A 15299-nucleotide genomic window follows, 5' to 3' on the forward strand; every position below is an offset into this window, starting at 1 on the left:
TTAACACGTGGATGCGAACTCAAAACCACCCTCTCGTATGAAACGCGGCCAGACAGCATTCATCAATTTGGCATCGAAAATACTTGTCTCACTAACTGGCTTTGCTGCCAATTGGTACATCGCACGGGAACTCGGAAGTGAAATTCTTGGAACTTATTTGCTTATTATCTCCGTTATTTCGTGGATGATCTTGGGCGGAAATGCAGGCATTCCGATTGCAGTTAAAAAACGGATTAGCGAACACAAAAACTCTGGTGAAGCGCTGTCAACCGGTTTTGCTCTCCAAATACTCATACTTCTAGCGCTACTTCTATTCACATTTTTAGCCCAAGAACAGTTGCGGAATTATATTGGTGTGGATGTCTTAGCAATATTTTCTGCAATCTTGGTCATTTACGCAATACACAATTTCAGCTCTTCGACTCTTGTTGGCCAGCAAAAAGTTCACATCCAAAGTCTTAGTAAGTCGATAAACACCACAATTCGCAGCGTTACCCAGATTGGACTGATTTTCTTCGGTCTTGGCATTGGTGGGCTTCTCTGGGGATACTTAGGCGGACTAATAGTATCGTTAGCGATTAGTCTCTTTTATATTGATTTTAATTATACCCGGCCGACAGTAAACAAAGCAGCCGATATTTTTTCGTATGCAAAATACTCCTGGGTTACAGCAATCAAATCTCGAACATTTGCCGCGATGGATACAATCCTACTTGGCTTCTTTGTTACAAAGGATCTCATTGGGGTGTATGGGATCGCATGGAACGTCGCCTCTGTTCTTGCACTCTTCGCGGGGTCAATCAGTGCAACATTATTCCCTGAGATCAGTTCACTCTCAAGTAAAGGAGACTTTGAGCAAATTGGAAGCCTGCTGGAGGACGGGTTATCTTATGCAGGATTGTTTGTCATTCCCGGACTTGCCGGCGCTGCGATCCTTGGCGACACGATTCTGTCTATCTACGGGCCCGAGTTTGTCAAGGGATATAGTGTACTAATTATCCTTATTCTCGCCCAACTCTTATACACATTTGAGGTTCAGTTTACGAACGCGCTTGATGCTATAGATAGACCCGATTTGACATTTCGGATAACAATTACATTCGTACTTGTGAACGTCTTTCTAAATATTGTTTTAATATCACTGGTCGGTTGGTACGGTGCAGCGATTGCCACAACGGTTTCTTCGGGTATCAGCGCAATTTTGGGGTATAAAGCACTCTCAAACCATCTCCAGTTTGCATTTCCAGTGCGAGAGCTTTCAAAACAATGTCTCGCTACAATGATAATGGCAGGTATTGTCTTTATGGGAATTACAATATTCGGTGAAACAATACTGACAACTTTAGTGCTTGTAGTCGTCGGTGCAAGTAGCTACATATTTGCAATGCTCGTTATTTCTCCACAGTTCAGAAAGACAGTGTCAGACAACGTTCCAGAACGGGGTTTGATTGGCAACCGACTGTAGGGTATAGTGAGTTCCGAACTCAACGAAAATTTTAATTGTATATTTTGAAGTTCTATAAGATACAATCAGAATTTCTAACTGTTATCCACTAGTCTGATCCGGGCCACTGTAGACGTCAATTGGTTCCATAGGGCCTTTTAGTTCACAGTCTAACTGTTGCAGAGCAGAGATAATTTTGCCAGTAGCGTCACCGGTTCCATATATAGTTGAACGTGGATAATTGCCATGACTGAGTTGAGAGGTGATTGCTTGTTCAATCGCCTCCGCATTAGATTGTACATCTACTACGTTTGGGCCGCGCTCACGCGATGATTGTCTTCCACCAATGTTGACAGCTGGTGTACCAAAGAAGGCGCATTCTCGGATTGCCACACTAGAGTTACCAACTACACACGCTGAGTTCTTGACCGTGGTGAGATAGTCTTCGGGACTTAAGTTAATAAAGAATCGAACGTTGTCAGGCGAGTACTTTTCACGGAATTCCCTAATTGCTTTGGATACTTGGTCGGTTCCGGCATCCATATTTGGCCAAAACCAGAATGCCTGTATGTCGATTTGTCTAACAGCGTCGATCAGCTCCCATGTCTTTTCGTAGTTACTCAGATACTCAGTTGGTAATGGATGATACTGAACAACGATATACGGTTCATCTACATTCACGTGCCCACCTACACCACTCTCGACGACTTGTGGGTCAAACGACGTAGATCGTTCTTCTTCAACGGATTTCGCGATATCCATAGAAGGGCACCCAGTATGGAAAATCCGTTCAGGGCTTTCTCCCATTCTTTCCACAATCTGTGCACTACGCTCTGTGGAGACGAAGTGATAGTCTGCCATCTTCGTCGTCGCATGGCGCACCTTGTCATCAATTGATCCGGTGACCTCTCCTCCTTCGAAGTGACATATCGGGATATTCTGGTATGAGGCGGAAAGCGTCGCCGCCATTGTCTCGTGCCTATCGCCAGTTATCAAAACGAAATCAGGATCGACTTGCTTCAAAACGTTTGCATATTCTACTAACTGCAGTCCTGTCGTCTTCGCTTGTGTAATTGGTGTTCCACCGTCAATTAAATTAGTCAACTCGTAATCAACTCCGATTCCATCATCCTTTAGAACTGGAGCTAATTCTCCGTAGTCGTGAACAGTTGCACCACCTGAAATGATAACCGTAGAAGCGATTGTTGGTTCAGCTTCTAAAGCCTGTAAGACTGGCTTCAACCGGCCGTATTGGGCTCGGGTAGTGAGGAAGGTAGCGACCTTGCGAGTCATACTGCGCTGATTGTCTCCGGCTAATATACATATGACGGAACACCGATTCGCAGAGTCTCTATTTCTTCACTCTCAAGTACAAACTCAACGGTAAAATCGGCTTCTCACGGCCTGCTCAACGGTCAGCTTTCATAAATGAGTCAATGAGCTCCAGTTCCCATAGCTCATCGATCTGTAACGACCGACGTTCAGGCATAACATATGGGATTGTCGCCTCGGTGTAAAATGTCTCCACTGACTTCCACGTGGAAACAGTCACAATGTAGATTGCTCCATTAGGGAATAACAATTCCTCAAGATCTTGTTCCCGTGTGTACTCTGGGGAAAATAGTACAGACGGAGTGAATCGCTCCTGTAAATACCCATCCGAGTTCTTGAGTAACGCATATTGCGGGGGCTGCGTGTACTTACATACGCTGAGTAAAGAATCAGCATCGCGTTCGTTGAATTTGGAAAGCGCCCCCGTTATATCCTCGCTTGTCCGAAGGGGCGATGTTGCTTGGAGTAGACACACAGTGTCGAATGTTTTGTCTCGGGCCTCAAACCAGTCTAACGCGTGAGAGACGACTGATGCGCTTGAAGCTGAATCCGTAGCGAGTTCTTCTGGCCTCGAGAATGGAACATCTGCGCCGTACTTCTTAGCAATCTCGGCGATCTCGTCATCCTCAGTTGAGACAATCGTTGTATCGATCGCTTCAGTTGAAATTGCTTCTTCAATTGTATGAGCAATAAGTGGTTTTCCGCCAACCTCTCTGATATTCTTACGCTTGACTCTTTTGGATCCACCTCTCGCCGGTATGATCGCGAGCACTGATGTCATTCATTATATCTCTTGATACCCAAGAGGTAAAAATCGAACCGTCTGAATGTCGGCTCTTACCGCACTACTATACCATAACACACAGAACCAATGACAACAAATATCGTTTGTAATACTAATAATCTCATTTTTCTATAATTTCTATCTGTTAATCTTTACCAATTTCATAAAATGCTAAAGATACCCCAAGTCGGACAGCCTTCCCCTGACACCTTCATCATCTATTGATTTGTGTTCACGTTCAACTGGATCAAAACTATTCTTCTCAACTCCGATCTCGGATTTGTCTACCTCAAACCAGGGTACTTCGCGTAAGATCGGATGGAGTACGTCTGGGTGGTCATACTGCCCGTATTCACCGAGAAACTCTCCGTGGTCTGCTGTAATAACAACAGGGCAGTCAACGCACCTTGCGAGTCGCCGTATCTGTTTAAGTGCTATCTCGAGATTATCGACGTACCCTCGCTGAATATCCTCGTTCGTCACAACTCCTTCGCGTAACAGCGCTCTGTACCCACGCCCCTCTGAGTTAGTAATTTGAAGGCCGTATTGAAGTTCATCACTCCACGTGACATCATACTTCAGAGCCTGCTCGAGTGTGATTTCCGTGTTATTTTCAAGAAACATTTCACGTTCTTGATCGGAATAGTTTATGCTGAAAGATCGACTCTTGTGATCAAGTACATAATGTGAAAATCCCTTCTCTCCAATGAAGGGAAGGTGTGGCTGTAGGTAGTGGACAACCAATCTTGTCGGCTCGTCACGTGCTGCCTCTTCTAGAGCGATATCAGTCATATCTGAGGGATAGACTGACTCCACATCATCATCCCATGCAAAGTTGTACGCATCAACAAATCGCTCAACGTGATCCGCTGCGCAGAATGTATTGTATCCAAAGTCTGAATTCCGAGGAGAGTACTCAAAATCACCGATGATAGGATTAGAGCTAATGTACGTAAGATCATAGTCTTCTGTCCAAACCTGCGGCCCCCACTGGGGCGTCAAGCTTCCGGGACTCCACGCTTTATCAATTTCTCCGGTTAAGTAGTCAGAAATAGCTGATTCAAATGTGTCAAACCTGCAAGCATCAAGCACAACCAATACGAATTCATCATTCTGTTCGATGTATTGATGGATTAAGCGACGCTGGTCATCGATAGAGTTGATTCTTTCGTATATCTTCCCATATGTCGATAGGAAGTGCGGGATCGTATTGTCTCTGATGAATGGTAGTATCCTATGTGGATTTTTCATCGCCCGCTTTGCTAATCGTATAATTTCGTTCACCGTTACGCAGAGGACAGAGAAGAATAGAGATAAATGTTACCAAGCCTGGCTTGACTCGGTAAAACTGCTTCTTTTAGCTCCGTCGTGGATTGGGCGCTCAAATATGAACGAACAACACTGTGGAGTAGAGGATATCGTAATGAACACATTTGTTAAATATTTGTCACTTATTGAATCGTCTGTTATGCTGGAGGTCTTGAATTTCTTCAAGAGAAGCAATGATCTCTTCTATCGGATTTGGTTTGAAATATCGCTCTTTTTTAAATAAAGACATACGAGGTTGATCTATGCCTTCTACAAGGTCATCTGTCGACTTGAGCCATCCTGCTGCTCCCTCTTCGACGAGGTGACTTAATCCGTCGGCTCCGTATGCGTCGTATAAGAATGTCTTTAGATTGAATGCTAATCCCTCATAAATCGCTGTTGAGTAAACACCGATCTGAGCAATCGACTCAGCCATCAGTTTGTATAGTGAAGGTGAATCTTTCACGACGTGAATGTCAGATTCAACGAGCCATGGATACTCTGATTCCCACCGATCATATTCTCCGGGATGAAGTTTGTAGATTATATTGTAATCGAGACGTTGGTCGTTTTGTACGTCAACAGCAAACTTGGATAATTTAGATCCAATTGTTCCTTGGGAAATAAATAGAATCTGTGGTTTCTGCTTGACATTGTTATACTGTGATATCTGTTGTTGAAGATACGGATATCCCGCGGCAATAACCCGCTCGGACGAGATCGGATATGAGGCGTTATCATTCCAGAACTCACCGAAAGTGAAAAGATAATCAGGGAAAAATTCTAAGTTATTATCATTGGGGAATGAATAACCAAGATGGTTCTCGCTGATAATCCCATGCTGCAACTCTACGACCGGAATATTTTGTCGTTTACAAGCTTCGATGAACGTCTTTCTTAGATAGCCAACAACCACAACGGACACATCAGGGTTGATACGGCGAAGAACGTGAGTGTATAGTGGGAGAGTGGCTTTTCGTTCAGCCATCTCTGCTCTGATGATATATTTGAGATCAATTGTCGCTCCCACTTCGCGCTGGATTTCGGACTCAACTGCTGTAATTGCTTTCTGAAGTGATTTGTCCAACTCAAGCCGATCAGCGAGGGTTTTCCGTGCCAGCGTACCCGTGTAGGTGATCGAATCTAAATATCGTAGCTGTTCAGTCTTCGCAGGTGTGTGATGAGTCAACCCAAACGGTGGTTCAAGTTGGACGTAGTCCAGTTTCCCCTCCTCGTGTATTGGATCACAGTATATATCCCACCATCTTCCATCGCTTTGCTCTTTCCTTCGTGGATGGCCAAGAAAGAGGAAATTATGTTCAGATGCAAAAAACGGACTATCAAACGCAAAGTTTCGCAACCACTGATAGACGCCTTGGGTCAACTGGCTTAGATTATCTTTAGGTTCTGTATGTGCCTGATCTGCACCGACTTTTTCTTGTAATTCTCGGTGGAGGATAAATCGTACTCGCTCCCAGATCGGCAACCCGTCGACTGTCCACTCAAAGCAGTCGTGGTCTTGTTCTATCTGTTTAATTGCTGCCGAAATCTCACCCTCATCCATTGCTAGTTTGAACAACCATCCACCAGTAGTAAGTATTGTTGGAGAGAAGTATTTGTGTGCAAAAATAAGATTTGTGACAGTACTCTTTGCTTGATTCCGGAGAAAGCCTGAATAATCGGTCGTTCTGGTTTGAAATTCTCTATATACGTTAGGGCAAATGTTGTCATATATCTAGAGTTGAATAATACACGAAAATACGTGATGCGAAGATCAAAATGCCATAATTCCCAATAAATAAAAACAAAGCATTTGGAGAATAATATTTAATATAAACATAATATGTGTGAATTGTTCTCGTCTACGGTAGAATGACGTGTTAGGTGAGGCCACAGATGGTCATCATACTGCAAAAGGATCTTGCATTACTGAAGCCATCCTGTAGCCAATATTACAGAAATTTAACTTGAACGTGTAATTTCAGTGATTGCGGTAGCATTTTGTCCCTATGCCTCGTGCCCGGAAGTACTAATGCAAGCGAATCCCTCCGAGTATTGTCCCTACGATGTTACTGATCCGCTCTTACAACAGATAGGTGGCACTCCAATTGTATCTTTTGAGGGAGCTAAACATCAAAACGTGTTCTGTAAGCTGGAGAGCAGGAATCCAACTGGTTCGATGAAAGATCGGATCGCGCTCGGCTTACTATTAGATCAGAAACAGCAAGGTGAATATGAGACAATTGTAGAAGCTAGTTCTGGCAATACTGCTGGATCAGTTGCTTTTGTATCAAACAGACTTGGCTTTGACTGTCATGTTACGTTGCCAGAGTCCACCAGTGACCAGAAAAAGGGATACGTACGGGCATTTGGGGCAGAAATTCACGAGTGTCCTAGCGTGTCACAGGGACATCCCGAGTACTATCATACCGTTGCAGAACGCCTTTCAGATGAACTTGAAGCATATTTTGTAAACCAGTACTACAATTCAGGCAACCCGAGCGTTCACTATGAATGGACCGGTCCAGAAATCTGGTCTCAAATCGGGGAGGATCTCACGCATATTGTCTGCCCGATGGGTACTGGTGGAACAATTAGTGGTATTGCACGATATCTTAAAGAAGCCGTAGAAAACACTGAACAGCAGATTACTATCGTAGGTGTTGACGCCGAAAATTCGAATATTTCGACTTCATTTTATGAACAAGATCCTGTCGAATACGACACGTCTGTCGAAGGCCTGGGCAAAGGGCACGAACTCCCAACAATGTGGTTTGAATATATTGATGAAATCCGAAGTGTCACTGATCAAGATGCATTTGCCACTGCGCGGGCGGCAAGTAGCAATCATGGCCTACTTATCGGACCCAGTGCGGGTGCTGCCCTCTCGGTTGCAACTGAAATTGGCAATAATGACCCTGAGGCAGCCGTCTTGAGTGTCGTATGTGATGGTGCAGAGCAATATTTTGACACCCTGTATGTCTAAGTCATCTGAGATTAAGCTGACCGCATACTAGATTCTATTTATGTTCATATACGAACAACTCTAATATCCGTACCAAAGACATTCTACCGAAGAAAATATACACGGATACGACCCTATATATATCGAGATGTCATATCGTGATGGGCCTTCAGATGAGTCAGTAATAGGTATTCTTGGGGGTATGGGACCTGAGGCAACAATTAACTTCCAACGAGAGCTAATTGATGAAACTCCTGCAGAGACCGACCAAGACCACATTACCACATTCGTATCTAACGACCCACATATCCCTGATCGGAATAAAGCTATCTTGGAGGGAGCAGAAAGTCCGTTACCGAAACTGAAAGCAAATGTATCCAAATTAACCGAGGTTGGATCAGATTTTATTGTTATCCCGTGTAATACCGCTCATTATTATTTTGATGACTTGACTTCCAGCACCAAAACGGAGTTCATCAATATGATTTCAATCACTGAAGATGAACTTAACCAAGACGGTGTCAGCAAAATCGGTCTTCTTGCAACAGAAACAGTGATCAATGTTGGGATCTACGAAGAGTACTTCACGAACTCACCAGTTGAGCTGGTTACTCCTAATAATACCAGACAACTAATGGACGCAATTTATGCGGTCAAACAAGGGAACCAACAGAAGGCTGTGGAGAAATTGACCCCAATTATTGAGTCGTTTGAGGGGAGTGACTGCGAAGCACTATTGATTGGATGCTCTGACCTTTCAGTTCTTCCAATAAGCACTGATCTGAACACGTACGATCCAATTACTATACTTGCGAAAGCATGTGTAACCCGTGCTAAGCCTAACTGTAGCTGAGCGCTCTTTTATCGCAACTGTTTCGTGATATACCTCAGTATTCGACCCTATGTCAAGATTCCATCTGACGACTAGCTCTCATAGGCATACAAAGGCCAAGGAACTTTGTAATGACGCCGGCTTGGATGTCGCTGCAAGCCTTTCTGAGGATAATTTTCATATCTCGACATATCACAAGAGAACATTCGAAAACACAAACTTTCAACCTTTAGATTCAACCTCATTTATTGCAATAACAGGGACGATAATAATTGACGGGAAGATGGGAGAGAACGCTTTAGATTCTGTTTATAAAACGTACGCCAAGTCTGGTGCTAAAGAGGTACGCGAACGTAGCTTTGGTCACTACTCGGTAGTCATTAAAGATGGAGACCACATTGAGATATTTGGAGATCCCAACGGGGTGTACGAGATTTATTACACAACTGAAGAGCAGTGGATGGTTTCTAATTCACTTCACGTTTGCTCACACTCATTATCCAGCCCTACTGTAGATGAATATAAGCTACTTGAGAAGTCACTTGAAGTCTCTGAAATCACAGACGCGACACCGTTCACTGAAGTCAAACGCTTAGCTGGAAATGAGATCATCTCAGCAAATCTAATAGACGGAAGCTTTTCGGTCGAATCACTCGAGAGGCCTACCGTTGATTGGGATTATTCTGGAGAACAAATCAATGCTATCGTCTCAGACTACCGCGACCGTGTCAAATCAGTATTTAATCAGATTACGAAGGCATCATCTAATTTAGGAGTTCAAGCGACCGGTGGGCTGGACTCTCGATCGGTGCTAGCAGGGCTATTACAACAGGATGCCTCTCCCAGTATATTATACGCCGTTGGCAATTCTCCGCTTACAAACACAGACGATAATGACCTTGACGTGGCCCGCGAGTATGCGAAACGATTTGATCTTGAATTCAAAAAGCTTGACTGGGGAGGTAATCTGCCAACAGAACGATCTGGTTGGACATCGCTATTTGAGAAATACGGCTATCGATATCACACGTATGGAGCGACCGAGAACTTCTATAACAGCTTGAGTTCGCCGGCAATTCCGGAACTCTTGTTGAGTGGGTACGCATTCGGAACAGTCTCAAACGTATATTATTGGGAGCAGGAATCGCTCGTCCCCATTACGTTAGAGCAGATTGTGAAAGAACACTTCTCATATGTACAGAAGTTTTCGAAAGACCAATTCAATAAAAAACAAGAGTATTTGGACAAGCTAGTTCTGCACTGTCAGTCCGCACTCAATCGGTTGGGACACGATATCGAAACGGACGAAAAGATGTCTGTTTGCGCTTTCGCACGAGTGATACAATTGTTGAACGGGAGACCTCAGTCTGCATATGTGAATGTCGCAAACGAGTTTTCGTTCCACTTGTCCCCATATGCGACATTCGAGTTGAGTCGCCCAATGCTGGATTTCCCCCCGGAACATAGACGTGGTGAACGCATTCGTGTGAAATTGCTGAATGAGTTGTATTCCGACATTCTCAACATACCAATATATTCGGGGATCGAGCGTGCACAAATTAACAACCAGGATGAATTGGTGTTTCCGAGGTCTGGACGTGAGCGACTAATTGATTTCGCTGAACAGTCATTACCATCTCTACTATTGTCGACTATTCGTCCCGTCTACCGACGGCTCAATTCTGGACCAGTCGGTACCTCAACATATTCTGAGCTGGTGGAATCATATCAATCCCGACTAAGTGATAGTCAGCTCTATCAAGATGAATTTCAGCTCAAAACGTACACCAATGATATTCGCGTCCCAGCACGAATTGCACACTATGTACATGGTGTTGAGCAAGTAGGATATGACGAGATTGTTCGGTACTAATTAATCGATATTTTCACTTTACTCTTTGAGGTCTGAGTAGTGAATGATGCTATTTTCTTCTAGATCCTTTGCTAGCGTTCGTCCCACTACAGAATAAAATTCTTCTGCTGGAATACCAGTCCCCGGACGCTTTGTTGTCATTACCTTTTCGCTCAGTACGTCCCCTTCCGAGAGAGGCGAGGTGGTCACCACACTGTGCCTGGCCCATAATTTCACATCTGCTTCTTCCTGCGTTATCTCTTTTTCGTGACCCCGCGTATCCTGCACAGTCTCAGAGAATGCAGCCAGTTCTGCCATCTCCTCAGGCTCAATCGAGACCGCCTGATCAGGACCAGGCAGTCGCCGGTCAATAGTAAAGTGCTTCTCAACGAAATCTGCCCCCTTAGCCATCGCAACCGAAGAGACTCGCGTTCCAGTAGAGTGATCAGAAAAGCCGATTGGAACCCCAAACTCATCTTTCATACGCGAGATTGTATCAAGGTTCATATCGTCAGGATCAGCAGGATATGCCGAGACGCAGTATAAGAGCGCGACTTGGGATGCTTTTGGTTCGATGAAATCAAATGTATCTTGAATTGTTTCGAAGTCACTCATTCCGGTTGAGATGAGCAACGGCCTCCCTGTTTCAGCTGCTTTTCGGAGAAGGGGATAATTAGTGAGCTCCCCAGATCCAATTTTTATTGCTGGAACGCCAATATCGTCAAGCAGTTCAACTGCTTCTGTAGAAAACGGCGTCGAAAGGAAGTTTACATCCTTTTCGGCGCAACGGGACTGAAGGCGCTTATGTTCTTGCTTCGTGAACTGGTTGCCGGCTACTACGTCAAATACATCACCGTGTCCGAGATGCTCCATTTCCGATTGGACCATCTCAGCTTGTGGAATGTGAGTTTGGAACTTGACTGCATCAGCACCAGCTTCTGCGGCTGCATCAATATGTGCCTCTGCCAATTCGAGATCGTCACGAGCATTTATACCGACCTCTGCGATAACGTACGGTGGTTCGCTTGTGCCGATCGCGGTAGTTCCGATTTTCATCGTTAGAATCTTTAGTAGAGTATATAAATAACCCACCGGTGTTTTGCTCGCTGTTTCTCCTCCACAAATTGCCGTCCGTATGAAGCACTCGTCTACACTGATCTGACGAAGTCTGTATAGACCTTGGTGAGGTAGAACTCATCTCTATCATCCGGCTATTCTCGGTTAAAATTCTAATGCAGTTGTAATTTCTAATAATCCTGTTTCAACAGAACGAACAATCCTAGCCGTGTCGCGAGCACGCGACGGAGGAGTGCGCAGCGACCGGGAGTCACAGCCTGCTGGCGTGCCGGGGAGGCACCAGCGATGCACGGCGCGACACTCGGAGCGCCGTGAATCCGGCCGCGAGAGGCGAGCGAGTCGATTGGTAAGTGTTCAAGCCAAACCTTCCCTACAAATGGGATACTACTTGTGAGCGCCTCTACGGTAGCTGTTGGGAAATCAACTCACGGGAGATGAAGAGCGCTGGGAAGGCGATCAGATGTGCTACTGAAGCGCCTATGAGTTTCGAACGAGTGGCTCATACCAGTCTCTATTCGATCGATACCACTGGATAAACTCAGTCACTCCTAATTCGATACCGATTGAAGGATCATATCCAATCGCTTCGCGAGCCTTCGAAACGTCAGCATGTGTGTGGGCCGCGTCTGCTTCCTGTTCGGCCTCGTATCGCAGATCTAATTCGGGTGCGAGTTCATCCCGAATCAACGTAGCCAATTTCTCAATCGAGATGGTATCGGTGCTTCCGATATTCAGTATGTCGCCGCCGACAACGTCAGCCTCAAGCAACGTTTGGTTTGCCTTGACCACATCCGAGACGTGGGTGAAATCCCGGGTCTGCTTGCCACTCCCGTAAATGACAGGCGCTTCTCCATTCATACATCGGGAGACAAAATTTGAAATCGCCATATTCGGACGCATCCGCGGGCCATACACAGTAAAATATCGGAGACAGACAGTAGAGAGACTATGTAGTTCCGAATAGACGCGAGCAAGCTCTTCTGTTGCGAGCTTTGATACTCCATAAGGACTCACCGGCTCAGTCGGATGATCCTCATCATAGGGAAGATACTGCGCTTTTCCATACACCGATGAGGAGCTCGCGATAAGAACCCTCTCGACATCGGCTTCAACGCTCGATTGAAGCAGATTGACCGTTCCGTCGACGTTGGTTGCAGTAACCTCCCGAGGATTTTCAACACTTGCTCGCACACCAGCTTGAGCTGCTTGATGCACTACAGCATCCATCTCTTCGACTAGCTCTCCGACGAGATCGGCGTTACGAATATCTCCCTGAATGAACTCGTAGCTTCCCGTGTGTTCGTTCGCGGCCGATTGGCACTGTTCGATAGTGTGCTGTTTGAGCCCGATATCGTAGAAGGGTTTGAGATTGTCAATAACGGTCACATTGTGTCCGTCGACAACGAACGCTTCCGCCAAGTGACCGCCGATGAAGCCTGCACCACCAGTTACGAGAATATCCATATGACAGTGGACTATCAATAGCTCAGTAGCTCCTTCGGGGATTTCAGCAGGGCGAAAATCCATCTCTCAGCTCCTTGGCTCACGGGAGTCTCTGTTTGTCACCACAGAATCCTCACTCAGCGAATAAACTGAGAGGGATCATCAGCAGAGAATATCACGTCTAATGCACAGACATTCCCGCCTTCCCACGTTGGCTCCCAGTCTTGGATTTCGACATCGATGTTTTGGGCTGTGAATGGGGCCTCATCGACGTAGTTTTCATATCCTGTCTTCCCTGAGAGATAAGAATCGCCATCGAACGCGGCGGTCAATTCCGCGAGATATTCTGATGGGTCGCCTGGATGTTCCACATCAACGTGGCTTGAGCGGACTACCTTCGAATCGATCTCGAACCGTTCGAAGAGCTCTTCGAGCAACGGGATTGTTAAATCAACTAACAACTCGGAGGATACTACCTTTGCTGGTTCCACCCCGGTAAGATCCCACAGCGATTCGGGCGGCAGTACTTCGACATCGGTGTTTGCAGGAATGTATTCAGCGAGTTCGACGAGGGCCTGATCCCGCTGCCGTCTTCTCACATTGATCTGGTGTTCCATTGGATCCAACCGCTCTGCAAGGGCTCGAACGGAATCGACTAGATTGGCTGCGTCGCGTTCTCGGCCTTCTGACCGAGCCACTGAGATCTGGTTGCCAAGTGCCTCTTTCTTCAGTTGTAGGTTAGATACCTTGTGTTCGGAATCCTGCAACGCTGAATCGTGCTTCAAAACTTCATCCAGAACCGACGACCCTTCTTGCCCAACCACGTCTCGGAGTAATTTGGTCGACTCACGGACTGCTTCAATCGTCGGGACAGATAGCAATAGGCTCTCAAAGAATGGTTCAAACGCGTACGCACGCGGCCCGTATTTGTGGACCAGCGTTTCGATGTGTTCGCTCATCCACGGTGTCGACATATCGATCGTCGCATCACAGATCCGCGTCTTCGTTCCGCTATGTTCTACCGGAATCGTCAACCAATCACTCTCACCGACTGAGATCGCTGCTCTGTGTTGGCGAGACCGTCGGGAGAACTCAACATCGTCGTAGATGATGAACACATCCGCTTGCTGTGCTCGTGCAAGGTAGTGTAGGCGGGGAAAGTACCGCGGTTGATATGCGGTGACTGTTGTAACCACATTTATAATATTGCTGTAATGTCATATAATACTCCGGTTGAATCAGACTGATCTCGGCGAAGCACTTCCTGAGCCTACGGCCACTAGCGACGGCGAGTACGTACTCAGGGGTCTGTTCTTGGAGCTTTGGACCAGAGAAACCAGAGTAGCTGCTGTCCAAGGAGGAGACCGGAACAAACGACTGCCAATCGAACAAGGTCACTGAGCTCGATCTCTGCGAGGTGAATGAGGAGGTCGGGTTCAATTTCGAACGTTGGCGCTGGGAGCAGTGGCCACAGAAGATAGGATACTTCAGAGATGTCGCCGCGGATGACTGCTGTTGGAAGGTCACTGAGAAGTCCCAAGAAGTACCCTAAAAGCACCAGCAAGGCGAGGTCATCATATTCTGTATTACGGACCGACAGAACAACCACTACAGCAACAATCGCCCAGATGACAGCGGAGTGACCAAGCGATCGACCGCTTGGAAGCAGTGGGACGATCCAAGTCAGCGGTTTATCAACTAAGTCTGGAACCTGCGTTCCAACGATGACTGCCAGAACTTCTCGGCCGAAAAGGGGTCGCCGTCGCCATCCGATCCACAGTACCGTTATCACAACATATCCAACTGCGGCATGTCCCCACGGCCACATAACTGATTGCTGGGCGTAGAGGCGGATAGCGGTATCGCCTACTCCATCTGAACGAAATCGCTTGGAATGGAGGTAGGTGGTATTCCAACGGAGAGCCTACGTCAAAATGCCGATGTAGGGCCTGGACTGCGAGCTCATCAGTTTGACTTTCTTGCGGTGTACACTCGGTTGTTGGCTCGTCGAGAAGAACACGATATTCGGGTAGCAAGTTCACCTTACTGCTGGTATCCAGTGTATAATCCGCCCTACACCGCTACGTGCCTCCAGCCAAAATAATGAATACAACTAATTGCTACAAGATGTTTAAGTCCAGATACTATCAGCAAAATGTTTTAATAATGTAATCGACCTGCGAAAAGGGTTAAATTATAAAACTCATATTACCCGAGCGTGGCATCTCACAGTCGAAGTAAGGAAGATCAAACTGCAGATAA

General features: G+C 46.0%; 11 protein-coding genes and 1 pseudogene. 4 read left to right on the forward strand and 8 right to left on the reverse strand.

Translation table 11 applies throughout. The features are described from left to right. Positions 1 to 37: 37 nt before the first annotated feature. Positions 38 to 946, forward strand: a pseudogene (locus P0D77_RS17770) (lipopolysaccharide biosynthesis protein); the annotation flags it as partial. Positions 947 to 1546: 600 nt separating this feature from the next. Here the strand turns inward: P0D77_RS17770 and neuC are convergent. The 4 genes from neuC to P0D77_RS08155 form a co-directional block, all read right to left on the reverse strand. Next, positions 1547 to 2737 (reverse strand): UDP-N-acetylglucosamine 2-epimerase, encoded by a 1191-nt coding sequence (gene neuC, locus P0D77_RS08140; RefSeq protein WP_277552369.1) that lies wholly within the window; start codon positions 2735 to 2737, stop codon positions 1547 to 1549. Positions 2738 to 2852: 115 nt separating this feature from the next. After that, positions 2853 to 3557, reverse strand: a complete 705-nt coding sequence (locus tag P0D77_RS08145; protein WP_277552371.1) for an acylneuraminate cytidylyltransferase family protein — start codon at positions 3555 to 3557, stop codon at positions 2853 to 2855. Between the two features lie 174 nt (positions 3558 to 3731). Further along, positions 3732 to 4844: an alkaline phosphatase family protein gene (locus tag P0D77_RS08150; RefSeq protein WP_277552373.1), complete on the reverse strand. Its 1113-nt coding sequence runs from the start codon at positions 4842 to 4844 to the stop codon at positions 3732 to 3734. A gap of 163 nt (positions 4845 to 5007) precedes the next feature. Continuing rightward, positions 5008 to 6432, reverse strand: a complete 1425-nt coding sequence (locus P0D77_RS08155; protein ID WP_277552375.1) for a hypothetical protein — start codon at positions 6430 to 6432, stop codon at positions 5008 to 5010. A 468-nt stretch (positions 6433 to 6900) separates the two neighbouring features. On the opposite strand from P0D77_RS08155, the gene P0D77_RS08160 reads away from it, so the two are divergent. From P0D77_RS08160 to P0D77_RS08170, 3 genes are all read left to right on the forward strand, one after another. Continuing rightward, positions 6901 to 7854 (forward strand): PLP-dependent cysteine synthase family protein, encoded by a 954-nt coding sequence (locus P0D77_RS08160; protein ID WP_277552377.1) that lies wholly within the window; start codon positions 6901 to 6903, stop codon positions 7852 to 7854. A 127-nt stretch (positions 7855 to 7981) separates the two neighbouring features. Beyond that, positions 7982 to 8686 (forward strand): cysteate racemase, encoded by a 705-nt coding sequence (gene cuyB, locus P0D77_RS08165; RefSeq protein ID WP_277552378.1) that lies wholly within the window; start codon positions 7982 to 7984, stop codon positions 8684 to 8686. Between the two features lie 49 nt (positions 8687 to 8735). After that, positions 8736 to 10538 carry a hypothetical protein gene (locus P0D77_RS08170; protein WP_277552380.1) on the forward strand — a complete coding sequence of 601 codons (1803 nt, stop codon included), beginning with the start codon at positions 8736 to 8738 and terminating at the stop codon, positions 10536 to 10538. Positions 10539 to 10556: 18 nt separating this feature from the next. Here the strand turns inward: P0D77_RS08170 and P0D77_RS08175 are convergent, their stop codons facing one another. From P0D77_RS08175 to P0D77_RS08190, 4 genes are all read right to left on the reverse strand, one after another. Continuing rightward, positions 10557 to 11573 (reverse strand): N-acetylneuraminate synthase family protein, encoded by a 1017-nt coding sequence (locus tag P0D77_RS08175; protein WP_277552382.1) that lies wholly within the window; start codon positions 11571 to 11573, stop codon positions 10557 to 10559. A gap of 498 nt (positions 11574 to 12071) precedes the next feature. Then, a complete protein-coding gene (locus tag P0D77_RS08180; RefSeq protein WP_277552384.1) occupies positions 12072 to 13058 on the reverse strand; it encodes an NAD-dependent epimerase/dehydratase family protein in 987 nt (328 codons plus the stop codon). A 116-nt stretch (positions 13059 to 13174) separates the two neighbouring features. Next, a complete protein-coding gene (locus tag P0D77_RS08185) occupies positions 13175 to 14233 on the reverse strand; it encodes a WbqC family protein (RefSeq protein WP_277552386.1) in 1059 nt (352 codons plus the stop codon). Between the two features lie 104 nt (positions 14234 to 14337). Next, on the reverse strand, positions 14338 to 14865 hold the full coding sequence (locus tag P0D77_RS08190) for a metal-dependent hydrolase (RefSeq protein WP_277552388.1): 528 nt from the start codon (positions 14863 to 14865) through the stop codon (positions 14338 to 14340). Positions 14866 to 15299 lie beyond the last annotated feature (434 nt).

The organism is Halobaculum limi (assembly GCF_029490015.1).
GTDB lineage: Archaea > Halobacteriota > Halobacteria > Halobacteriales > Haloferacaceae > Halobaculum > Halobaculum limi.